This is a genomic window from Pseudomonas sp. GZD-209 (genome assembly GCF_049310485.1).
GTDB lineage: Bacteria > Pseudomonadota > Gammaproteobacteria > Pseudomonadales > Pseudomonadaceae > Aquipseudomonas > Aquipseudomonas sichuanensis.
The window spans coordinates 28,170-50,988 of sequence record NZ_JBMOWQ010000056.1; the positions used below are offsets into that span (position 1 = coordinate 28,170).

Annotated in this window: 20 protein-coding genes; 10 read left to right on the plus strand and 10 right to left on the minus strand. The window is 63.6% G+C overall.

Going from position 1 to position 22,819, the window contains the following annotated elements; genetic code table 11:
• Positions 1-3: 3 nt before the first annotated feature.
• Both sbnA and ACO6VM_RS08670 read right to left on the minus strand, forming a co-directional pair.
• A complete protein-coding gene (gene sbnA, locus ACO6VM_RS08665) occupies positions 4-978 on the minus strand; it encodes a 2,3-diaminopropionate biosynthesis protein SbnA (RefSeq protein WP_306109320.1) in 975 nt (324 codons plus the stop codon).
• A 510-nt stretch (positions 979-1,488) separates the two neighbouring features.
• Positions 1,489-2,046 carry a TetR/AcrR family transcriptional regulator gene (locus ACO6VM_RS08670; RefSeq protein ID WP_422403127.1) on the minus strand — a complete coding sequence of 186 codons (558 nt, stop codon included), beginning with the start codon at positions 2,044-2,046 and terminating at the stop codon, positions 1,489-1,491.
• Positions 2,047-2,177: 131 nt separating this feature from the next.
• Between ACO6VM_RS08670 and ACO6VM_RS08675 the strand changes: the two genes are divergently transcribed.
• On the plus strand, positions 2,178-2,963 hold the full coding sequence (locus ACO6VM_RS08675; protein ID WP_422403128.1) for an SDR family NAD(P)-dependent oxidoreductase: 786 nt from the start codon (positions 2,178-2,180) through the stop codon (positions 2,961-2,963).
• 10 nt (positions 2,964-2,973) lie between these two features.
• Here ACO6VM_RS08675 and ACO6VM_RS08680 read toward each other — a convergent pair whose 3' ends face one another.
• The 3 genes from ACO6VM_RS08680 to ACO6VM_RS08690 form a co-directional block, all read right to left on the minus strand.
• Positions 2,974-4,278 (minus strand): type II toxin-antitoxin system HipA family toxin, encoded by a 1,305-nt coding sequence (locus ACO6VM_RS08680; RefSeq protein ID WP_422403129.1) that lies wholly within the window; start codon positions 4,276-4,278, stop codon positions 2,974-2,976.
• On the minus strand, positions 4,275-4,652 hold the full coding sequence (locus tag ACO6VM_RS08685) for a helix-turn-helix domain-containing protein (RefSeq protein ID WP_422403130.1): 378 nt from the start codon (positions 4,650-4,652) through the stop codon (positions 4,275-4,277). The genes ACO6VM_RS08680 and ACO6VM_RS08685 overlap by 4 nt, the downstream gene beginning before the upstream one ends.
• A 216-nt stretch (positions 4,653-4,868) precedes the next feature.
• Positions 4,869-6,395: a PLP-dependent aminotransferase family protein gene (locus ACO6VM_RS08690; protein ID WP_422403131.1), complete on the minus strand. Its 1,527-nt coding sequence runs from the start codon at positions 6,393-6,395 to the stop codon at positions 4,869-4,871.
• A 32-nt stretch (positions 6,396-6,427) separates the two neighbouring features.
• Here ACO6VM_RS08690 and ACO6VM_RS08695 point away from each other — a divergent pair, with 32 nt between their 5' ends.
• Complete coding sequence (locus ACO6VM_RS08695; protein WP_401059463.1) at positions 6,428-6,655, plus strand: hypothetical protein; 228 nt, start codon at positions 6,428-6,430, stop codon at positions 6,653-6,655.
• Complete coding sequence (locus tag ACO6VM_RS08700) at positions 6,652-7,122, plus strand: GNAT family N-acetyltransferase (RefSeq protein WP_422403132.1); 471 nt, start codon at positions 6,652-6,654, stop codon at positions 7,120-7,122. The genes ACO6VM_RS08695 and ACO6VM_RS08700 overlap by 4 nt, the downstream gene beginning before the upstream one ends.
• Positions 7,123-7,718: 596 nt before the next feature.
• Here ACO6VM_RS08700 and ACO6VM_RS08705 read toward each other — a convergent pair.
• Positions 7,719-8,258, minus strand: coding sequence for a Bro-N domain-containing protein (locus ACO6VM_RS08705; protein WP_422403133.1), 540 nt, complete (start codon positions 8,256-8,258; stop codon positions 7,719-7,721).
• A 183-nt stretch (positions 8,259-8,441) separates the two neighbouring features.
• On the opposite strand from ACO6VM_RS08705, the gene ACO6VM_RS08710 reads away from it, so the two are divergent.
• The gene (locus tag ACO6VM_RS08710) at positions 8,442-8,816 is read left to right on the plus strand and encodes a hypothetical protein (RefSeq protein ID WP_390970395.1); all 375 of its coding nucleotides are present in this window, start codon (positions 8,442-8,444) and stop codon (positions 8,814-8,816) included.
• Positions 8,817-8,870: 54 nt separating this feature from the next.
• On the opposite strand, the gene ACO6VM_RS08715 is transcribed toward ACO6VM_RS08710, so the two are convergent.
• A complete protein-coding gene (locus tag ACO6VM_RS08715; protein ID WP_110993000.1) occupies positions 8,871-10,121 on the minus strand; it encodes a ribonucleotide-diphosphate reductase subunit beta in 1,251 nt (416 codons plus the stop codon).
• 265 nt (positions 10,122-10,386) lie between these two features.
• On the minus strand, positions 10,387-13,263 hold the full coding sequence (locus ACO6VM_RS08720; RefSeq protein ID WP_422403134.1) for a ribonucleoside-diphosphate reductase subunit alpha: 2,877 nt from the start codon (positions 13,261-13,263) through the stop codon (positions 10,387-10,389).
• A gap of 846 nt (positions 13,264-14,109) precedes the next feature.
• Here ACO6VM_RS08720 and ACO6VM_RS08725 point away from each other — a divergent pair.
• On the plus strand, positions 14,110-14,820 hold the full coding sequence (locus ACO6VM_RS08725) for a response regulator transcription factor (RefSeq protein ID WP_110993002.1): 711 nt from the start codon (positions 14,110-14,112) through the stop codon (positions 14,818-14,820).
• Positions 14,817-16,421, plus strand: coding sequence for an ATP-binding protein (locus ACO6VM_RS08730; protein ID WP_422403135.1), 1,605 nt, complete (start codon positions 14,817-14,819; stop codon positions 16,419-16,421). The genes ACO6VM_RS08725 and ACO6VM_RS08730 overlap by 4 nt, the downstream gene beginning before the upstream one ends.
• Here ACO6VM_RS08730 and ACO6VM_RS08735 read toward each other — a convergent pair.
• A complete protein-coding gene (locus ACO6VM_RS08735; RefSeq protein ID WP_422403136.1) occupies positions 16,418-17,119 on the minus strand; it encodes a 4'-phosphopantetheinyl transferase family protein in 702 nt (233 codons plus the stop codon). The genes ACO6VM_RS08730 and ACO6VM_RS08735 overlap by 4 nt on opposite strands.
• A gap of 75 nt (positions 17,120-17,194) precedes the next feature.
• A complete protein-coding gene (locus tag ACO6VM_RS08740; protein WP_401059478.1) occupies positions 17,195-17,986 on the minus strand; it encodes a dienelactone hydrolase family protein in 792 nt (263 codons plus the stop codon).
• A gap of 132 nt (positions 17,987-18,118) precedes the next feature.
• Between ACO6VM_RS08740 and ACO6VM_RS08745 the strand changes: the two genes are divergently transcribed.
• From ACO6VM_RS08745 to ACO6VM_RS08760, 4 genes are all read left to right on the plus strand, one after another.
• A complete protein-coding gene (locus ACO6VM_RS08745) occupies positions 18,119-18,724 on the plus strand; it encodes an outer membrane protein (RefSeq protein ID WP_125462962.1) in 606 nt (201 codons plus the stop codon).
• A gap of 143 nt (positions 18,725-18,867) precedes the next feature.
• Entirely contained in the window at positions 18,868-19,545 is a 678-nt protein-coding gene (locus ACO6VM_RS08750) for a response regulator (protein ID WP_422403137.1), read from the plus strand.
• Positions 19,542-20,888, plus strand: coding sequence for an ATP-binding protein (locus ACO6VM_RS08755; protein WP_401059484.1), 1,347 nt, complete (start codon positions 19,542-19,544; stop codon positions 20,886-20,888). The genes ACO6VM_RS08750 and ACO6VM_RS08755 overlap by 4 nt, the downstream gene beginning before the upstream one ends.
• Before the next feature lie 448 nt (positions 20,889-21,336).
• Positions 21,337-22,659 carry a dicarboxylate/amino acid:cation symporter gene (locus ACO6VM_RS08760; RefSeq protein WP_401059486.1) on the plus strand — a complete coding sequence of 441 codons (1,323 nt, stop codon included), beginning with the start codon at positions 21,337-21,339 and terminating at the stop codon, positions 22,657-22,659.
• The last annotated feature ends 160 nt before the right edge of the window (positions 22,660-22,819 follow it).

A 22,819-nucleotide genomic window follows, 5' to 3' on the forward strand; every position in this document is an offset into this window, starting at 1 on the left:
TGGTTACGCCGTAAGGGAGAGAGGGAATTCGGGGAACAACGGTTGCAGCGCGTCCGGGCCCAAGCGTTGGCTGACCCAGTCGTCTGAATAGAGGGTTTCCAGGTAGCGCTCGCCCATGTCCGGGGAGATCGCCACCACCACATCGTCCGGGCGGATCTGCGCTGCCCACTGCTGCACGCCGGCCAGCACCGTGCCGGTGGAGCCACCGAACAGCAGGCCGTAGCGCTGCGCCAGCCAGCGGCATACCTGGACCGTGCGCACTTCGGGCACGGTGAGGAAGGCGTGGATATCGCTGGGCTCGTAGATCTCAGGGCGGCGGCTGGTGCCGAGCCCCGGGATATGGCGGGTGCCGCCGGGCAGGCCGAAGGTCACCGAACCGACCGAGTCCACCGCGATCACCTTGGTGCGCGGGTGGTGGTCGGCGAAGTAGCGCTTGCAGCCCATCAGCGTGCCGGTGGTGCCGGCGCCGACGAACAGGTAGTCGACATGCCCGAACTTCTCGGCGATGGCCCGCGCGGTGGCGTTGTAGTGGGCCAGCGGGTTGTTCGGGTTCTGGTACTGGTTGAGCCAGATGTAGTCGGGGTTCTGCGCGACCATCTGTTCGATCAGGCGGATGCGCGAGTAGAGGAAGCCACCGTTCTCGTCGCGCTGGTCGACCACGATCACCTGCGCACCGAGGGCCTGGATCAGCTTGCGGTTGGGCGCCGAGGTGTTCGGGTCGATGACGCAGACGAACTGGTAGCCCTTGGCCGCGCAGACCATCGCCAGGGCCACGCCGAGGTTGCCCGACGAGGATTCGATCAGCCGCGTTCTGGGGGTGATCAGCCCACGGCTTTCCAGGTCGGCGACGATCGCGTGGGCGGTCTTGAGCTTGATGGAGCCGGCCGGGTTCAGGCCCTCGATCTTCAAGTGCACCTTGGCACTGCACAGCTGATCGACCTGAACGTAGTTATTTTCGTTTATCAGTTGCTTGATCATTAGGGCATCCCTGTCAGATTTCCTGAATGAAGCGTGCCGTCCGGCCGTTGGGCCGGCAGGCTTTGAAGTAACGGGGCAGCAGGGAAGTGGGGTACCGGGTGGTAGCGCTTGCCTGTTCTACGGTTATCTACAAACGCGCTTTCCATCCGTGGAAACGATGTTGCTCATGATGTTGGGGTTGGTATGCAACTGCGCGCCGGGTGTGCCTGCGCTGCGGGAGTGATGGTGCGGGGCGGGGAGGGGAGGGCGACAGATACAGAAAATCGGGATTTTTCAATACAGGGGGGGCAGGCAGGGTGGGCCTGGCGGGACCCTTGTGGGAGCAGCCGTCTTGCTCACAATTCAAGGCGCTGGCGCGATCCCTGTGGGAGCGGGCTTGCCCCGCGATTGCAGCAGCGCGGTTTATGGCACCGGCATGGCCGGTGTTCGCGGGGCAAGTCGCAGCGGCGCACCGCCGCTCCCGCGCTATGGACTGCGCGATGTGTCATACAGCGCAAGCCAAGGCTGTGGCTAGGTCAGCAGCTGATTGCGGCAAGCCTCGAGAATCTCATCCGCCAACGGCGAATCATCCGGGCAGGCGCGGGACAGCGTGATGGCCCCCACCAAGGTGGCAATCACGCTCAAGCGCCGGGCACGCTGAGCCTTTTCATCGGCAGTCTCGATTGGCCCGCCAGCCGCCTGCAGCGTCTGCAGCAACTGCTCCAGTCCTTCGGCAAACACCGCCTTGACCGCCTCGGGCTGGCGCGCCGCATCGTTGCTCAGCGCCGCCAGGGTGCAGCCTTGCGCTGGATTGTCGCGGTGCTCCCTGGACAGGTACTGGCCCAGGAAGTCCGCCAGATCGACCCCTTCACTGCGCGCCGCGCTGCCGGCCAGGCCACAAGCCGCGGCCTCGGCCATCAGGTCGGCCTTGGAGCCGAAGTGCTTGTAGAACCCGCCATGGGTAAAACCGGCAGCGGCCATCAGGTCGGCCACACCGACCCCGTCATACCCCCGCTCGCGAAACAGCGAGGAGGCTGTTTCGACAATGTGCGCGCGGTTGGCTTGGGCTTGTGCCTTGCTGACTTTCATGGCGGGCGACTCCTGCACCGGGGGGGGTGGGGCTCATCATACATTGATGTCACTCATCATCAAAACGTTGACATTGTTAGATTATGACCGTAATCATAATGGCAGGCCCACCCAACCTTGAGGATCTACCCATGAGTGCCTTGCCTACCGTTCTTGTCACCGGCGCTTCCAGCGGCATCGGCGCCACCTATGCCGAACGCTTCGCCCAGCGCGGCCACGACCTGGTACTGGTCGCCCGCGATCAGGCCCGGCTGGAGGCCCTGGCCGATCGCCTGCATGAGCAATTTAGTGTCGCGGTCGAGGTGCTGGTCGCCGACCTGACGCAGGAAGCTGCCTTGGCCAAGGTCGAAGCCCGTTTGCGTGAAGATGGCCGCATCGGTGTACTGATCAACAACGCAGGCCAAGGCCAGTCGGGCGGTTTTCTCGGGCAGAACGGCGAAAGCCTCGAACGCCTGATCGGCCTGAACGTCACCGCCGTCACCCGCCTGGCTGCCGCCATCGCCCCACGTCTGGCCGAGCAGGGCAGCGGTGCCATCGTCAACATCGGTTCGGTGGTGGGGCTGGCGCCGGAGCTGGGCATGACGGTGTATGGCGCCACCAAGGCCTTCGTGCAGTTCCTGTCCCAGGGGCTGGCGCTGGAACTGGGGCCAAAGGGCGTCTACGTGCAGGCCGTGCTGCCGGCGGCGACCCGCACCGAAATCTGGTCGCGCTCCGGGCTGGACATCGATTCGCTGCCTGAAGTGATGGAGGTACAAGATCTGGTCGATGCCGCACTGGTGGGCTATGACCGGCGTGAGGCGATCACCATTCCGCCGTTGCAGCATGCCGAGCGCTGGGCGGCGCTGGACGGTGCGCGGCAGATGTTGATGGGGGATTTGCGCCAGTCCCAGGTGGCTGAGCGTTATCGCGCCGTGTAGCGGGCCAGGCTCACAGCCCCTCGCCAAGATACAGCCGGTGTGCCTCACCAATCCGCGCACTGGCTGTGGCAGGCACACCCGCTTCCCTGGCAAAGCGTGGCCACTGTGCGACGGCCTCGCAGACTTCCTTGATGATCCGCCGTGCGTCCATGCCGCGAACCTGGCTCGCCACGCTCAGCAGGTCATCGAGGGTGAAGTCGTCCCGCTTGCCGTTGACCGTCATCTGGTGGGTGTCTACCCAGAAGCTGCCGGGCAGGTAGGAATAGGACACGTCGTAGGCCGGCGTGAGGTACCAGGTGCCGTCGGTATCCATCATGAAGGCCGTGTTCTTGGTGTGATCGTCCTGGTTCCGGGCGACCAGGTTGAAGACCATGCGCCGGTAGAACTGCTCGGCCCCGTCTCGGGAAATCCTCAGTGCACGCATGACCCCGAACGCCTCGGTATACGAGTACTGGCCAGGCTTGCGGAAGTCGGCATGGTCGAGTGCGCACAGGGTGGCCATGTGGATTTTCTCGCCTTCGGCCGTGCGGTCGAAGCGCTTGGTCATGAAGTGGGCGCGGCCTCCCTCTTCCAGCAACCGGCACTCGGTCATGCTGATGCCCGCGGCCTTGGCCATCAGGTGGTAGGCGTACTCGATCCGCCCGTAACCCTGTGAATCGGCCAGCAGTTTCGAGTCCTTGGCCACATCGAACTTGAGCAGCCAGTACTCGAACCCGGGGGGCGCGGTGACCTGGCCTGAGCGGATCTCACCTTGAGCATCGATGGCGATGACCGCTTTCGCCCGTGCCCCGCCCGCGCTCGTGCCGATGTGGATGAGGTGTTGCAGGGCCGCGTCGTCCACTGACGAGTCATGGGCGTTGAGCCGTTCGGCGATCGACTCGCGATCCGACAGCACCTCGCTGGCGAGGCGCACCAGGGCGTCGATCTGGATACTTTCTGCCTTGTCTCGTTCGGTGGCCAGCGCCGGGCGGTATTCCAGCGCGCCCATGCCTCGCTCGCCCTGGTACAGCAGGCGCTCGACCGGCGTGAACGTGGCTTTGCTGCGCCCTTGCTGGGCCAACCAGGCATCGATCAGCGCATTGCCGAAGTCATCAGGCAGGGAGTCGGCCAGAATCGACGGCAGGCCTTTGAAGGTTTCGCGGTCCAGCCCCTGGAAGACGTAGACGTAGTCCGCGCGCAAGGGCATGTGGACAGGCGAGATTTCCAGGCCGGTCCTGACGAATTCGGGGGTGTATTCGAATTCTCCAACCTGGGTTTGAGGGTTCCAGTTGAGTGCGCCTACGTACACATCCCAGAGGTAGATTTGTGCGATCACCAGCTTTCATCCTTGTGGGGTTTCTGGCCACCAATGAGCGAGGGCTTGCCAATCGGGGTTTTGCCGGTGTGTTCAGGCGCCGGCTGTGTTGCCCGTGTAACTGTCGCTCGCTGCCTTTGCTTGCCCTGCATTTTCGCCAGCTGCAAGGGGCTGCTTCTGACTTCCTCGATCAGGCTGGCGAGGCGCTCCAACTCCCCAAGCACCCGCAGCACGGCGATTACATTGACCAAGGTGCCTTTACCGGCGGTGAGCTTGCGGTAGGTCTCCCGAGAGATCCCGGCTTCATGGGCAACGATGTCCTGGCCGATATTACGCTTCAAGCGGATCGCTTCAATGCGCTGGCCGATCTCACGGGCGATGGCGTCGTCGGTCATTGATGTGGCTTTCATAACGCCTGGAATCCTATGTTTAAAAGACCTTTATCGATCTCTTTGCCTAGAATATTAGGCGTTGAAAAGTGATTTTTAAAGGTTAACCAAGCATTTTATAAAGCTTGTAAAACTAGGCGTTATACGGATTTTTGTGCATTTGAGCTAAGTATTCTAGGCGTTAGCGTTGTAGGGTCGGCTGAGTGACTATGCTGCCTTTGTTTACGACATTTCGTTTCGCGGAGGACGGCTTATTGATGTGCGTCCCGCAGTGGCCAAGCCTGCGAACACCTTTTCCAGCTTCACCACCGCGGCCTTCATCTCGGCGGTCGTTTGAGCGGCAAACCCCATCAGCAAGCCAACGTCGTTCCTCGGCACCGCATACAGGCCACCCAGCCCGAGCAGGTCGATCCCCACCCCGCGCGCGGCCCTGACCACGGCGTCTTCAGGCAAGGCCTGGACGAAATGGCAGGGCATCTGCAACCCCCCGGCCGGGATCTGCGGCACGAGAAATGCCGCCAGGTGCCGCTGAATGAGATCTGCCAGTACATCGCGCCGCTCGGCGTAGAGCCCGCGCATGGCCCGCACATGGGCGTTGAAGTGGCCGCCCTCCATGAACCTGGCCAGGGTCAGCTGGGCGATAGAGGCGTTATGCCCGTCCTGCAGGGTTCGGGCGGCGGTCATCGGCGCGACGAGTTGGGGCGGCAGCAGCAGGTAGCCGATGCGCAGCCCGGCGAACAGCGATTTGGTGAAGGTGCCGATGTACAGCGTGCGGTCATGCGGGTCCAGGCCCTGCACGCAGGCGGTGGGGCGGCCGGCGTAGTGGAACTCGCTGTCGTAGTCGTCCTCGATGATCCAGGCCTGTTGCTGGCGCGCCCACTCGATCGCCAGCAGGCGCCGGTCAAGCGACAGGGTGGCGCCGGTCGGGTACTGGTGGGAGGGGGTGAGGAACAGCGCCCGGGCGTCCGGCGCGAGCCGGGCCATGGCGTCCACCTGCAGGCCATGTTCGTCCACGGGCACCGGTATGCATTCCAGGCCTGCTGCGGTGACGGCCTTGCGGGTGCCCTGATACAGCGGGTCCTCGACCAGGACTTGGTCACCTGCGTCCATGAGCACCTGGGCGCTCAGGCCAAGGGCCTGCTGCGAGCTGGTGAGGATCAGGATGCGCTCGGCGGATGCCTGGGCGCCGCGCTCTAGGTTGAGGTAATCGGCGATTGCCTTGCGCAGCGGGGCCATGCCCTGTGGCTCGCTGTGCTCCAGCGCCCGCGTGCCGTATTCCTTGTACACCTGCCGCTCCAGCTTCTCCCAGATGGCCAGGGGGAAGTGCCGGGTTTCGGCCACGCCCGGGGCGAAGGGGCGGGGCGACTGGAAGTTGTGGACGCCACCGCTGTGCAGAATCGCCGTGCCTCGGCGGCTCAACTGCACAGGGGCTTCGCTGTGTGCCGGCTGCTGGCGCTTGCGCAACGGCAGGCACCGGGCCCGTTGCGACACGAAGCTGCCGCTGCCTACGCGCCGCTCGATGAATCCCTCGGCGTGCAACTGGCTGTAGGCCGATTCCACGGTATCCCGCGACACGCCCAGGGACTGGGCCAGCGGGCGCGAGGCGGGCAGCGCCTTGCCCACCGGCAGTGCGCCGTCGAGGATCAACTGGCGGATCGCCCGCTGGATGCGCACATGCAAGGCCAGCGCGTTGTGGGCGGGGTCGTTGATCCAGGCTTTTACCGATTCCAGTTGTGCGTGTTTGAACATTGGCCTGATTCCCTGGCTGATGGACCTGATTGATGGCTGCCAATGCCGGGGCGCGAAGCGCCCCCGGCAATCTCAAGCCTTACCCCTTCCTAGAACCCCAAAGTGGTCTGGTCATTGCCAAGCAATTGGCAGGTAAAAACCAACCATTTATCCGCTATAAAACCCAGGCCCGCAAGCAGCCGCCAAGGAAGGCAAGCGCTGCGGGCAGGCCGGCCCCTCACTCATTCACGCTGTCTTGTCCAAAAGGGTTCCAACAATGACCACCACCCAACTGCCCGTTTTCGTTCGCCGAGTGAAGCAAGCCGATCTGCAGCCCTGGTGCGACTACTGGGCGCAATACCAGGCCTTCTACCAAGTGGACCTGGGCCCAGCCATCACCGAGCGCACCTGGGCCCGTTTCTTCGACCCGGCCGAGCCCATGCACTGCGCCGTGGCCACCGACGGCGAGCAGCTCTTCGGCTTCGTCCACTACGTGTTCCACCGTTCGACCTGGGGGCGCAACGACTTCTGCTACCTGGAAGACCTGTTCGTGTGCCCGAGCGCACGGGGCCGGACGGTCGGCAAGCGGCTGATCGAGTTCGTCCAGGACCAGGCCCGGCAGCAGCAATGCGACCGGCTGTACTGGCATACCCAGGAGACCAACCAGACTGCGCAGCGGTTGTATGACTGGATTGCCGAGAAGCCGGGGGTGATCGAGTACCGGATGCCGTTGGATGTTGCTCACTAAGTCCATAGTGAGCTGATGAGGGCGTGGGAGCGGGCTTGCCCCGCGATTGGCCGCAAGGCGCTTGGCGATAGTCTTGCAGCGTTCTCTAGATCGAGCGCCGCCCGCGCGGCGCTTCGCGGGTAAACCCGCTCCCACAGTTTGTTTCGGGCCAGTCTCTCCTGTGCCATCACCTGGTCAGCCTTGTTGGTACGACTCGGTTTCAGTGTGGGCGTTGCCGCCGCCCCGCATGACTCAAGGCATGCACCAAGGCAGGCGCCGGTACTTTCACAGGAATAATTGGCCCGAAACAAACTGTGGGAGCGGGTTTACCCGCGAAGCGCCGCGCGGGCGGCGCTCGATCTGCTAGGCGCTGCAAGGCTTTCGGCGAACACCTGCCGGCCATTACGCAAACACCTTGAAAGCGCTGCCTTCGATGTCGCAAGACTCATGATCCGCTCTATACTCATCAACGGTCTTGCCCTCGACCACGTGACTGGCATGTTCCAGTCCGGCACATCGATGCCCTTTGTGGCGAGGGCAAGCCCTTCTTCTGCCATTCCCCCTTCGTGTGGGAGCGGGTTTTCCCGCGAAGGGCCGCAGCGCGGCCCCAGGGACCTTCAATCCTCAACCCCATGCAACCGCAACGCCCGCTGCGCACATTCCTTCCAGCTCAACTTGCGCTTTGCAGCCACGGCCAAAGGCACTTCCGCCGCCATCACCACCGGCATATCCCGCATCCGTACCCAAGGCTCACTCTGCCAATACAACAGACTCGCCGTATGCCCACCCGGCCAGCACATCCTGCCCAGGCGCGGCAGGTCGTTCAGCGCCGAGTCCTGCCCATCGCGCAGCACCGCCACCACCTCATGGGTCAGCCAGTGGCGCAGATGGCGGTTCTCCGGAATGTGATGATGGGCCAGCAGGGTGTAGGCCCCGGACTCGCTGACCATGGTGGTCTCGCTGTACTGGCCGTAGCGCAGCAGCTGCACGGTGCGATGCTGGTCCGGGTCGAGCTTGCGGATGCAGTGTTCGTCGAAGAAGCGCCCGGTCATCCGGCCGAGTTCGTGGGCGCAGAACCAGGCTTGGGATTCGAGCCAGAGGGTGTGGAGGGGGCGGTTGTGGCGGGTGAAGAGGGTGGAGCTGTAGTGGTTGTCCATGATTGGCTTCCAGAGTCAGGAAAGCCGTTGCTAACGGGAACGGGATTCCGCCGCGTGAGCGTTCTTAAGCGCTGACCAGCCAAGCTAGAAGACAACACCTACTTCGTCAATTCAGGAACACATTTTGAAGTAATAGTGGCGTTATGATATTTCTTGGCTACTCAACCGGAGATAGGAAGTCTCATGAATCGATCTGAAAGAGCCAGTCAGATATGGGCGGTGCTTGCCTTGGCGGCACGTAACCGACAGTCGCTTACGTATGGGATGCTCTCTAGGTTGATTGGAGTTCCTGCAGCAGGTATGGGCAGGTTACTGGAGCCTATACAGTCGTATTGCATTCTGCAGGACTTGCCACCTCTAACACTTTTGGTTGTTCAAAAAAGTTCAGGTCTGCCAGGGCGTGGTTTTATCGGGGCTAAAGCTGCGGACTACGCACGAGATCAAATGCGAATATTCGCATTTGACTGGCTGGCGCATGGGAACCCCCAAGCAGAAAAGCTCGAGCAGGCAGTATTGGAGCTTCCATCTAATGGTGAGGATGTCGACTCGGACGAGTGAGACTTCGATATAAAAAAGGCTGCCAAACGGCAGCCTTTTTGGATAGCAGGACGATCAATCCCAGCTCAGAGCCCCACCAGTCTGATACTCAATCACGCGAGTCTCAAAGAAGTTCTTCTCCTTCTTCAAGTCCATAATCTCGCTCATCCAAGGGAACGGGTTAGTAGTCCCCGGATACTCTTCCTTCAACCCAATCTGGGTCAAACGACGGTTAGCAATGAACTTGAGGTAATCCTCCATCATCGCCGCGTTCATCCCCAGCACGCCGCGTGGCATGGTGTCGCGAGCATATTCGATCTCCAGCTGAGTCCCTTGCAGGATCATCTGGGTAGCCTCTTCCTTCATCGCCGCATCCCACAGATGCGGGTTCTCGATCTTGATCTGGTTGATCACGTCGATGCCGAAGTTCAGGTGCATGGACTCGTCACGCAGGATGTACTGGAACTGCTCGGCAACGCCGGTCATCTTGTTGCGGCGGCCCATGGACAGGATCTGGGTGAAGCCGCAGTAGAAGAAGATGCCTTCCAGCACGCAGTAGTAGGCGATCAGGTTGCGCAGCAGCTCTTTGTCGGTCTCGACGGTGCCGGTGTTGAACTCCGGATCCGAGATGGCGCGGGTGTACTTCAGGCCCCAGGCCGCCTTCTTAGCGACCGACGGGATCTCGTGGTACATGTTGAAGATCTCGCCTTCATCCATGCCCAGCGACTCGATGCAGTACTGGTAGGCGTGGGTGTGGATCGCCTCTTCGAAGGCCTGGCGCAGGATGTACTGGCGGCACTCCGGGTTGGTGATCAGACGGTACACGGCCAGGGCCAGGTTGTTGGCAACCAGCGAGTCGGCGGTGGAGAAGAAACCGAGGTTGCGCATCACGATGCGGCGCTCGTCTTCGGTCAGGCCGTCCATGCTCTTCCACAGGGCGATGTCGGCGGTCATGTTGACCTCTTGCGGCATCCAGTGGTTGGCGCAGCCGTCGAGGTACTTCTGCCAGGCCCAGTCGTACTTGAACGGGACCAGCTGGTTGAGGTCGGCGCGGCAGTTGATCATGCGCTTTTCGTCAACGGCGACGCGGGCCGAGGAGCCTTCCAGCTCGGCCAGGCCTTCGGCGATGTCCAGGGCGTCCAGGGCAGCCTTGGCGCGCTTGACGGCGTCGGAGTCCGAGGCGGTGGCGGCGCGGGCTTCCAGGGCGGCGGCACCGCCGGCGCTGTCGAGCTTGTCCAGGGTGGCAGCTGCGGCGGCTTGTGCGCCGGTGTTGCCCTTGGCGGCTACTTCGCCGTCTTCTTTATCGAATTCGTCCCAGCTCAGCATGGTGAGTTCTCCTGCTTGAGGGCCATCTTGAGTATGGCCGGTGGATCTTGGTTGCGGTGCTTAGGCCCCGGATGGGGTACTGCAGTGCACGCAAATCTGAATGCCCTTTGAGGGGCTGGCCCGGGTATTGGCGCCCGGGCCTATTGTGTTTGGCTGTGGGGCAGGGGGCGGCAGTGCCGGCCTGTTCGCGGGTAAACCCGCTCCCACAGGGTTCCGTGTGGCTACACGAAAAAAGAGGCTTCCCGGGGGAAGCCTCAGCCAAGCCTTATTGGCAGGCTTCGCAATCCGGCTCGTCGATGGCGCAAGCCTTCGGTACCGGGGCTGGGCCTGCGGCCTGGACCGGGGCGCTGTCGCCACCGCTCGACACGGCGTTGAGCTTGCCGGTGTTGATGGTCGACTTCTCGGTGCTGGTCGCGGCCAGGGCACGGAGGTAGTAGGTGGTCTTCAGACCACGGTACCAGGCCATGCGGTAGGTCACGTCCAGCTTCTTGCCCGAGGCGCCGGCGATGTACAGGTTCAGCGACTGGGCCTGGTCGATCCACTTCTGGCGACGGGAGGCGGCATCGACGATCCACTTGGTCTCGACTTCGAACGCGGTGGCGTACAGGTCTTTGAGCTCTTGCGGGATACGCTCGATCTGCTGCACCGAACCGTCGTAGTACTTCAGGTCGTTGATCATCACCGAGTCCCACAGGTCGCGGGCTTTCAGGTCGCGCACCAGGTACGGGTTGATCACGGTGAACTCGCCCGACAGGTTCGATTTCACGTACAGGTTCTGGTAGGTCGGCTCGATGGACTGCGACACGCCGGTGATGTTGGCGATGGTCGCGGTCGGCGCGATGGCCATGATGTTCGAGTTACGAATACCTTTTTGTACGCGGGCACGGACCGGTGCCCAGTCCAGGCTTTCGGTCAGGTCGACGTCGATGTACTTCTGGCCACGGGCTTCGATCAGGATCTGTTGCGAATCCAGCGGCAGGATGCCTTTGGACCACAGCGAACCCTGGAAGGTCTCGTAGGCGCCGCGCTCGTCGGCCAGGTCGCAGGAGGCCTGGATCGCGAAGTAGCTGACCGCTTCCATCGACTTGTCGGCGAACTCGACGGCAGCGTCGGAGCCGTAGGCGATGTGCTGCAGGTACAGTGCGTCCTGGAAGCCCATGATGCCCAGGCCGACCGGGCGGTGCTTGAGGTTCGAGTTACGCGCCTGCGGCACCGAGTAGTAGTTGATGTCGATCACGTTGTCGAGCATGCGCACGGCGGTGTTCACGGTGCGTTGCAGCTTGGCGGTGTCCAGCTTGCCATCGACGATGTGGTTCGGCAGGTTGATCGAGCCCAGGTTGCAGACCGCGATCTCGTCCTTGTTGGTGTTCAGGGTGATCTCGGTGCACAGGTTCGAGCTGTGGACCACGCCCACGTGCTGCTGCGGGCTGCGCAGGTTGCACGGGTCCTTGAAGGTCAGCCATGGGTGGCCGGTCTCGAACAGCATCGACAGCATCTTGCGCCACAGGTCTTTGGCCTGGATGGTCTTGAATACCTTGATCTTGTTGTACTCGGTCAGGGCTTCGTAGTACTCGTAGCGCTCTTCGAAGGCCTTGCCGGTCAGGTCGTGCAGATCAGGTACTTCGCTTGGCGAGAACAGGGTCCACTTGCCGTCATCGAAGACGCGCTTCATGAACAGGTCAGGGATCCAGTTGGCGGTGTTCATGTCGTGGGTACGACGACGGTCATCACCGGTGTTCTTGCGCAGCTCGATGAATTCTTCGATGTCCAGGTGCCAGGTTTCCAGGTAGGCACACACGGCGCCTTTGCGCTTGCCACCCTGGTTCACGGCAACGGCGGTGTCGTTGACTACTTTGAGGAACGGCACGACGCCTTGCGACTTGCCGTTGGTGCCCTTGATGTACGAGCCCAGGGCGCGCACCGGGGTCCAGTCGTTGCCCAGGCCACCGGCGAATTTCGACAGCATGGCGTTGTCGTGGATCGCGTGGTAGATGCCCGACAGGTCGTCCGGCACGGTGGTCAGGTAGCAGCTGGACAGTTGCGGGCGCAGGGTGCCGGCGTTGAACAGGGTTGGCGTGGACGCCATGTAGTCGAACGACGACAGCAGGTTGTAGAACTCGATCGCGCGGGCTTCTTTGTCTTTCTCTTCCAGCGCCAGGCCCATGGCCACACGCATGAAGAACACCTGCGGCAGCTCGAAGCGCACGCCATCCTTGTGGATGAAGTAGCGGTCGTACAGGGTCTGCAGGCCCAGGTAGGTGAACTGCTGGTCGCGCTCGTGGTTGATCGCCTTGCCCAGTTTTTCCAGGTCGAAGTCGGCCAGGGCCGGGTTGAGCAGTTCGAACTCGATACCTTTGGCCACGTAGGCTGGCAGGGCCTTGGCGTACAGGTCGGCCATCTCGTGGTGGGTGGCGCTCTCGGCCACGCCCAGGAAGCCCAGGCCTTCGGCGCGCAGGGTGTCCATCAGCAGGCGGGCGGTGACGAACGAGTAGTTCGGCTCGCGCTCTACCAGGGTGCGGGAGGTCATCACCAGGGCGGTGTTGACGTCCTTGATGGCCACGCCGTCGTAGAGGTTCTTCAGGGTTTCGCGCTGGATCAGCTCGCCATCGACTTCGGCCAGGCCTTCGCAGGCTTCGCTGATGATGGTGTTCAGGCGCGCCATGTCCAGCGGCGCCAGGCTGCCGTCGGCCAGGGTGATGCGGATGCTTGGGTGCGGCTCGACCACGGCGCCGGTGTTGGCGCGGGTGGCGCGCTCTTTGGCGCGCTGGTCGCGGTAGATCACGTAGTCGCGGGCGACCTTTTGCTCGCCGGCGCGCATCAGGGCCAGTTCGACCTGGTCCTGGATTTCTTCGATGTGGATGGTGCCACCCGATGGCATGCGACGCTTGAACGTGGCGGTGACCTGCTCGGTCAGGCGCGCGACGGTGTCGTGGATGCGCGACGAAGCGGCAGCGGTGCCGCCTTCAACTGCGAGGAACGCCTTGGTGATGGCCACGGTGATCTTGTCGTCGGTGTAGGGGACGACAGTACCGTTACGCTTGATCACGCGCAGTTGGCCTGGGGCGGTGGCAGCCAGGTCCTGGTTGGACTCGGCCTGCGGCGCCAGAGCCTGCGGGTTCTCGCGAGTTGTGTCGGTTTGCATGGGTGGGTGTCTCCACAGTTTCTATAGTGTTCAGGCGCCTTTTGGGCGCCCACCGTTCCGTCCACTTGCCTGGTGGCCCAGGCGGGGATGCGCATGAAGCACACGCATCCGTCCGCTCGGGCGTACCGACTTCGGGACAGACTCAGGAATAAAGGGCAATAACCTGCCGCTCCCTGGCCGAAGTCAAAGTTTTTGGGCGAACCCAAAATCTGTTGCTGTTGGGTGTCAGGCCTGGCCTGCAACACCCATACCCGAACAAGGCCTTGAAAGGGCTTGCCTCGGTCGCCTCCGCAGGAGCGGTTTGGCTGCTGGAATCACGTTAAGTTCAGCAGGTGAAATTCGCTTGAATTTGCCTGTTGACTTGTGTGTGTGATTTTGCTCGAACCCCAACATCTAGTGGTTCGCTGCGTTCGGGATACAAGATAATGCGGTCTGGGGGGCTTTGCAAGGCGAGCGCCTGTGGATAAGTTGTGGGTACTTTGTGTGTGATTCCTGGGTAGTCGCTGTAGGCCTTGTCCCAAGAGGTTTTCACGATTTTTCTGCGTCTCGCCGCCCTTGGGCAGTTTTTTGCGGGCGCGAACCCTATCACAAAAAATGCTTCAGCCAAGGGGTGTTTGAGGTGATTGGCAGGGGTGAGCCCGGAACGTAGTATCCGGGGGCGATGTTGCTCTTTGGTGAAAGGGAATCATCAGCACAATCAAGTTGTTGTGGTGCCTGTGCGGGCCCATCACGGGGCAAGCCCGCTCCCACATCATGGCGTGAGCATCGTGGGAGCGGGCTTGCCCCGCGATGGGCCCGCACAAGCCTGCAGTACCCCCGAACAAGACCAACAAAGGGTAAAGGGCCATGGACCAGCCGAACAACCGCATCCTGATCGTCGAGGACGACCAGCGCCTCGCCGAGCTCACCGCCGAGTACCTCCAGGCCAACGGCTTCGAGGTGGCGGTAGAGGGCGATGGCGGCCGCGCGGCGCGGCGCATCATCGACAGCCAGCCCGACCTGGTCATCCTCGACCTGATGCTCCCCGGCGAAGACGGCCTGAGCATCTGCCGCCGGGTGCGCGGCCAGTACGCCGGGCCCATCCTCATGCTCACCGCCCGCAGTGACGAACTCGACCAGGTCCAGGGCCTGGACCAAGGCGCCGATGACTATGTATGCAAACCGGTGCGTCCCCGCCTGTTGCTGGCGCGCATCCATGCCCTGCTGCGCCGCAGCGAAGCGCCGGAGCGCCAGCAAGCACTGGCCTTCGGCCCGCTGCACATCGACCAGCGCCTGCGCGAGGCGCGCCTGGGCGGCCAGCTGGTCGAGCTGACCGGCGCCGAATTCGACCTGCTATGGCTGCTGGCCAGCAACGCCGGGCGGGTGCTGTCGCGCGAAGAAATCTTTACCTCATTGCGCGGCGTCGGTTACGACGGCCAGGACCGCTCCATCGACGTGCGCATCTCCAAGATCCGCCCCAAGATCGGCGACGACCCGATCAACCCGCGCCTGATCAAGACCCTGCGCAGCAAGGGCTACCTGTTCGTCGGCGAGGCCGCCCAGGCACCGGCCCCATGAATTCCATTTTCCTGCGCATCTATGGCGGCATGCTCGCCGTGCTGGTACTGGTGGCCGTGCTCGGCGTGCTCAGCCTGCACCTGGCCAACGAGGTGCGTGCCGGCCAGCACCGCGAAGGCCTGGCCCAAGGCACCTTCAGCCTGATGGCCGACAACCTGGCGCAGCAGAACGACGTGGAGCGCAAGCGTTCGCTGGTGATCTGGGAGCGGTTGCTGGGGGTGCCGCTCGACCTGCAACCCCTGTCGGCTTTCACCCTCGATGGCGGCCAGCGCGCACGGCTGTACCGCGACCTGGTGGTGGTGGAAAAGACCGGCCCGCATGCCGCCCGGGTGCTGCGCCGGGTCGGGCGCGAAGACCAGTTGCTGGTGGCCGAGGTCAAGCAGGTCAGCGAGCAGTTGGCGCGTGCCACCCTTTATCTGCTGGCCGACGAACTGGTGCGTTACCCGGTCACCGAGCAGCAGAGCCGCCTGGCGCAGATCCGCCAGAGCAAGGGTTTCGGCTTTGACATCGCCCTGCAGCGCATCGAGCGCGCGGCGCTGGATGACGACCAGCGGCGCCGGGTGGAGGAGGGCGACACGGTGATGGCGCTGGGCAAGGACGGTGACTCGATCCGCGTGTTTTCGGGCTTGCCCGGCTCGCCCTGGGTACTGGAGATCGGCCCGCTGCACCAGCTCAACCCGTACCCGCCGCAGTTGCTGATCCTGATCGCCTTTCTTGGCCTGTGCCTGATCGGCTTGATGGTCTACCTGCTGGTGCGCCAGTTGGAGCGGCGCGTCTCGGGCCTGGAAGTGGCTGCCACGCGCATCGCCCAGGGCAGCCTCGATACCCGCGTGCCGGCCGGTGACGCCGACTCGGTCGGGCGCCTGGCCGAAGCCTTCAATGGCATGGCCGAGCACCTGCAGCGTTCGCTGACCATGCAGCGCGAGCTGGTGCGGGCGGTGTCCCACGAATTGCGCACGCCGGTGGCGCGCCTGCGCTTCGGCCTGGAGATGATCGAGAGCGCCAGCACCGAGCAGGCCCGGGCCAAGCACCTGGCCGGCATGGACGGCGATATCCAGGACCTGGACAAGCTGGTCGACGAGATGCTGACCTACGCCCGCCTGGAACAGGGCGCTCCGGCCTTGCAGTTCCAGGCGGTGGACCTGGATGAACTGCTGGCCCGGGTGATCGACGAGCTGGCCCCGCTGCGCGCCGATGTGCGCGTGCTGCGCGGCGAATGCCATGGGCTGGACGGCGGCGCTGCCTGGGTCGAGGCCGAGCCGCGCTACCTGCACCGCGCCCTGCAGAACCTGGTGCGCAATGCCATGCGCCACGCCGAGTCCGAGGTGCGCCTTAGCTATCAACTCGGCCAGCAGCGCTGCCGTATCGATGTGGAGGATGACGGGCCGGGCATACCGGAGGGGGTATGGGACCGCATCTTCACCCCGTTCACCCGCCTGGACGACAGCCGCACCCGCGCCTCGGGCGGGCATGGCCTGGGCTTGTCGATCGTGCGGCGGATCATCTACTGGCACGGCGGCCGCGCCCTGGTGGGGCATAGCGAGCAGTTGGGCGGGGCGTGTTTCAGCCTGAGCTGGCCGCGCGAGCAGCCACGGGATTAAACGCTGATCAGGCTGAGCAGGTGGCCGTCCTGCACGCAGAACTGGCCATCGAGCTCTACGCCGTGGCGCCACTGCGCCGACAGGTCGGTCAGCAGGCGCAGGCGGGCGTGGCCATCGGCGGACCATGCCAGTAGCTCGGCGTGCTCGAAGTAGAAGCGTTGTCGGGTCAGCGGGTAGAGGGTCTTGAACAGGCTTTCCTTGAGCGAGAAGGTCAGGGTCACGGCCAGGGCCTGCTGGCTGCGGTCCAGGCGTTCCAGTTCGGCGGCGGTGAGGATCTCGCCGGCCAGGCGTTCGGCACGCTCCTCGCTCAGCAGGCTTTCCTGATCCAGCCCCAGGCCGCGACAGGCGCCGTCGGCTGCCACCACGGCGGCGGCCCAGCCCTTGCCGTGGGTGATCGAACCGTGGATGCCGGCGGGCCAGATCGGCGAGCGATCCTCGTGAGTGGCGGGCACATAGTCGCGGCCATCCAGGCGCTGCAGGGCCTCGCGGGCGCATACACGGCCGGCCAGGTACTCGGCCTGGCGCTTGGCCACCGAGCGTTGCAGGCTGGCGCTTTGCGTGATGCCGGCGCGTTGGAAGTCATCGGCGGCGAGCTGGGCCGGGTCGAAAGCGCAGCTGACCAGCACCGCGCCGGGGACCGGGCGGGGCAAGGGCCAGTGGTGCTGGAGGGGGGCGCAGCAGGCGGGGAGTCTGTTCATGGCGGGTATTGTGCCAGCCGTTGGGCGGGCGGTGGAGCTGAAATTGCTGGGGCCGCAAAGCGGCCCCTGCGGTTCTCAATCAAACGCCGACTTGAGGAACGCCTGCATGTCCTTCCACGAGCTCTCGTCCGCCGCTTTGTCATAACCAATGTCCGGCCCGCCATGCTCACCATGGCTCAACCGATCGGCATCCGGGTTGGTAAACCCATGCTTGGCCCCCGGAATCCCGACGAACTTGTAGTCGGCCTTGGCCGCATCCATCTCTGCCTTGAACGCCGCCACCTGCTCCGGCGTGACCATGCTGTCGGCTTCGCCATGCTCCACCAGGATCTTGGCCCGGATCACCCCGGGCTTGGCCGGCGTCTGGGTGACCAGTGCGCCATGGAAACTCACCACGGCATCGAGCTTCTCGCCGCGGCGCGCGGCGTCGAGCACCACCTTGCCGCCAAAGCAGTAGCCCACGGCGGCCAACTGGTGTTGCCGGGTGTTGGGCTGCAGCTTCAATAACTCCAGCCCCGCATCGAAGCGTTTGGCGGCGGCCTGCGGGTCCTTCATCGCCGCTGCCATGAACGCCTGGGCATCCTGCGGGTGTTCGGTGTGCTTGCCGTCGCCGTACATGTCGATGGCCAGGGCGTTGTAGCCCAGCGCTGCGAAATCCCGGGCGCGGCGCTTGGCGTAATCGTTCAGGCCCCACCATTCATGCACCACCACGATACCGGGGCGTTTACCTTCGATTGCGTCGTCATAGGCGTAGTAGCCGATCAGGGGGGTGCCGTCGGCATCCTGGTAGCGGATCTCGCGGGTCTGCACCGCTGCCTGGGCAAGGGCGGTACTGCACAGCAGGGCCAGGGCAAGCAGGGAACGCATGGGCAAAGCTCCTTCTTTTGCGGTGGGTATTTCGTTCAGCCGGGGTTCAGGCCGGGTTCAGCGGTGGTTCAGGGCGTCCTCCCTACTCTAGTCCCCAGACCGAAACAGCGCATCCAACTGGAGTACGAACCTATGAAAACCTTCAACACTCTGCTTGCCGCCATGGCCGTTTGCGCCGCTGGCATCGCCACCACTGCCCAGGCCGACGACACCTTCGCCAGCCTCACCTATGGCCAGACCAGCGACAAGGTCCGCAAGTCCGGCCTGCTGCAGAGCAACACCGACCACCTGAACACCGATGGCATCATCGCCAAGGACGGTACCTGGGGCGTTCGCCTGGGGCAGATGAACAACCAGGGCCGCTACTACCTGACCTACGACAACGTCTCGGGCGAGCACAGCGGCCTCAAGCTGCGCCAGGAAAACCTGCTCGGCAGCTACGACCTGTTCCTGCCGGTGGGCGATACCACCAAGCTGTTCGGCGGTGCTTCGCTTGGCGTGACCAAACTGTCCCAGGAATCCTCCGGCTACAGCCGCGACACCGACACCGGCTACGCCGTCGGCCTGCAGGGTGGCGTGCTGCAGCAGGTCACCGACAATGCTTCGGTGGAACTGGGCTACCGCTACCTGCGTAGCAACGCCAGCACCGAACTGTCGCCCCATGACGGCGCGAAGATCGGTACCCTGCGCCTGAACAGCAGCGCGCAGACCTACTTGGCGGCCAACTACAAGTTCTGAGGTCACTGTTATCCTGTACCGGCCCTTTCGCGGGTAAACCCGCTCCCACAGGTCAAGCGTAAGCCTATAGTGCGATGCAGTACCTGTGGGAGCGGGTTTACCCGCGAATGGGATCGCACAGGCAACCCAAGAAGGAGAGTTGCATGAAATTGCTGGTGGTCGAGGACGAGGCGCTGCTGCGTCATCATCTGTTCACTCGCCTGAGCGAGGGCGGCCATGTGGTGCAAGCGGTGGCCAATGCCGAGGAGGCCCTGTACCAGGCCGAGCAGTACAACCACGACCTGGCGATCATCGACCTGGGCCTGCCGGGCATGAACGGGCTGGACCTGATCCGCCAGTTGCGCAGCCTGGGCCAGAGCTTCCCGATCCTCATCCTCACCGCCCGCGGCAACTGGCAGGACAAGGTCGAAGGCCTGGCCGCCGGTGCCGACGATTACGTGGTCAAGCCGTTCCAGTTCGAAGAGCTGGAAGCGCGCCTGAATGCGCTGTTGCGCCGCTCCAGCGGTTTCACCCAGTCGACCATCGCCGCCGGCCCCCTGGTGCTGGACCTCAATCGCAAGCAGGCAACACTGGACGACGTACCGCTGGCGCTGACTGCCTACGAATACCGCATCCTCGAATACCTCATGCGTCATCACCAGCAGGTGGTGGCCAAGGACCGGCTGATGGAGCAGCTCTACCCGGGGGACGAAGAGCGCGACCCTAACGTCATCGAGGTGCTGGTCGGCCGCTTGCGGCGCAAGCTCGAGGGCGAGCAGGGCTTCAAACCGATCGACACGGTGCGCGGCCTGGGCTACCTGTTCACCGAGCGCTGCCGATGATCCGTTCGCTGCGCGTGCGCCTGATGTTGGCGGCGGCGCTGTTGGCGTTGCTGTTCATGCTGGCGCTGCTGCCGGCGTTGCAGAAGGCTTTCAGCCTGGCGTTGCAGGAGTCGATCGAGCAGCGCCTGGCTTCCGATGCAACCACCCTGATCTCCGCCGCGCGTATCGAGCGTGGCCAGTTGCAGATGCCGGCGCTGCTGCCGGACGAGCGTTTCAACCTGCCCTACACCGGCCTGCTCGGCTATATCTTCGACCGCCAGGGCAAGCTGGTCTGGCAGTCGCGGGCCACCCGCAACCAGAACATCAATTACCAGCCGCGCTACGACGGGCGGGGCAACGAATTCGCGCGCATCCAGCAAAGCGATGGCGACGAGTTCTTCGTCTATGACGTGGAGGTCAAGTTGCTGGGCGGCAAGAGTGCCGCGTTCAGCATCGTGGCCCTGCAACCGGTGCGCGAGTACCAGGAAACCCTCGATGGCTTGCGCGAGAAGCTCTACCTGGGCTTTGGCGCCGCCTTGCTGGCGTTGATGCTGCTGCTTTGGGCCGGCCTGACCTGGGGCTTGCGTTCGTTGCGCCGGCTCAGCGTCGAACTCGACGAGGTTGAAGCTGGCGCGCGGGAGGGGCTCAGCCGTGAGCATCCCCGTGAACTTCTACGCCTGACGGGCTCGCTCAACCGCCTGCTGCGTAGCGAGCGCGAGCAGCGCCAGCGCTACAAGGACTCGCTCGACGACCTGGCCCATAGCCTCAAGACCCCACTGGCGGTGCTGCAGGGCGTGGGCGAAAGCATGGCCCAGGGCAAGCAGGAGCCGGAACAGGGGCGGGTGCTGCAGGGCCAGATCGAGCGCATGAGCCAGCAGATCGACTACCAGTTGCAGCGCGCCAGCCTGCGCAAGAGCGGTCTGGTGCGCCATCAGGTGCAGCTCGGCCCGTTGCTCGACAGCCTGTGCAGCACCTTGGCCAAGGTCTACCGTGATAAACGCGTCGAGGTCAGCCTCGACATCCCGGCCCAGGCGCGGGTGCCGATGGAGCAGGGGGCTTTGCTCGAACTGCTCGGTAACCTGCTGGAAAACGCCTACCGGCTGTGCCTGGGGCAAGTGCGGGTCAGCCTGCATGAAGCGCCGGGGCTCCTGGAGCTGTGCGTCGAAGACGACGGCCCCGGCGTGCCCCCCGACCAGCGCGAGCGCATCCTCGAGCGCGGCGAGCGCCTGGACAGCCAGCACCCGGGGCAGGGTATCGGCCTGGCGGTGGTCAAGGACATCATCGACAGCTACGACGCCGAGCTGAGCCTGGGCGATTCGCCGTTGGGCGGGGCTGCGTTCCGAATCGCATTCCGACTCGATTGACGCTGCGGGGAGAACTCTACCCTCCTGGTCCAGGGGGCGCTTCTTAGTCCAGGAGGGCGGCGCGTGGGAGCGGGCTTGCCCCGCGATGAGGCCCGCACCAGCATCGCGGGGCAAGTCGCAGCGGCGCACCGCCGCTCCCACGGAACATCTTTACCGAACACCTCCAAGGCGGATTCCCGCCAACCCGCCTTGTACGATTTCCGCCATCGGGCGGGAATCCGCCATTTCCCACCTGCATTTACGCCCTGTCCGAGGGCGTTCCCACCCCGTAAACACTGGTCGTGCACCCCAAGCGGGCACCTTGGCATCACCCTTGCTATTCATCTGGCAGAGGCCTGCCCAGGCGCTCGAACACAACGACAAATCCCTCCGGGTGCAGGAGGGTTCGCGATTCAGGTGCCCCACATCCTGGGAAGGATGCGCCGGCACACTTGAGGAAAAATGAGCCATGACGACACGTCAGCCGCTGTACAAATCGCTGTATATCCAGGTGTTGCTCGCCATCACCATCGGTATCCTGCTCGGCCACTTCTATCCGGAAACCGGCGTTGCCCTCAAACCGCTGGGTGACGGGTTCGTCAAACTGATCAAGATGGTCATCGCCCCGATCATCTTCTGTACCGTGGTCAGCGGCATCGCTGGCATGCAGAGCATGAAGTCGGTGGGCAAGACCGGCGGCTACGCGCTGCTGTACTTCGAGATCGTCTCCACGGTCGCCCTGATCATCGGCCTGGTCGTCGTCAACGTGGTCAAGCCAGGCGCTGGCATGCACATCGACGTCAGCACCCTGAACGCCAGCAGCGTGGCCGCCTACGCCGCCGCCGGCGCACAGCAGACCACCGTTGGCTTCCTGCTCAACATCATCCCCAACACTGTGGTCGGCGCCTTCGCCAACGGCGACATCCTGCAAGTGCTGATGTTCTCGGTGATCTTCGGCTTCGCCCTGCACCGCCTGGGCAGCTACGGCAAGCCGCTGCTGGACCTGATCGACCGCTTCGCCCATGTCATGTTCAACATCATCAACATGATCATGAAGCTGGCCCCGATCGGCGCCTTCGGTGCCATGGCCTTCACCATCGGCCAGTACGGCGTGGGGTCGCTGGTGCAGTTGGGCTACCTGATGGCCTGCTTCTACATCACCTGCGTGCTGTTCGTGCTGGTGGTGCTGGGTGGCATCTGCCGCGCCCACGGCTTCAGCGTGCTCAAGCTGATCCGCTACATCCGTGAAGAGCTGATGATCGTGCTGGGCACCTCGTCCTCCGAATCGGCCCTGCCACGCATGCTGGCCAAGATGGAGCGCCTGGGCGCGAAGAAATCCGTGGTTGGCCTGGTGATCCCGACCGGCTACTCGTTCAACCTCGACGGTACCTCGATCTACCTGACCATGGCTGCGGTGTTCATCGCCCAGGCCACCGACACCACCATGGACATCACCCACCAGATCACCCTGCTGCTGGTGCTGCTGGTTGCGTCCAAAGGTGCTGCCGGCGTTACCGGTTCGGGCTTCATCGTCCTGGCAGCGACGCTGTCGGCCGTTGGCCATCTGCCGGTTGCCGGCCTGGCGCTGATCCTCGGCATTGACCGCTTCATGTCCGAAGCCCGCGCCCTGACCAACCTGATCGGCAACGCCGTGGCCACCGTGGTGGTGGCCAAGTGGGTCAAGGAGCTGGATACCGACAAGCTGGAGTCGGAGCTGGCCTCCGGTGGCTCGCCGCTGGTCGAGACCCGTCCGACCGACGACCTCGGTGTGGCAGAAGGCCCGGCGCGTTGATATAGAGCCTGGCAAGACAGAAAAGCCCATCTTCGGATGGGCTTTTTCGTGCCTGGCGGCCATAGCTGAAACGTTCTTTTGACGCCAATTTAATGTTACATTGCCATCACTTTGTATCTGCCTGGTGAGGGGGTCGGCCAGGCGTTGCATACAGGGAAGT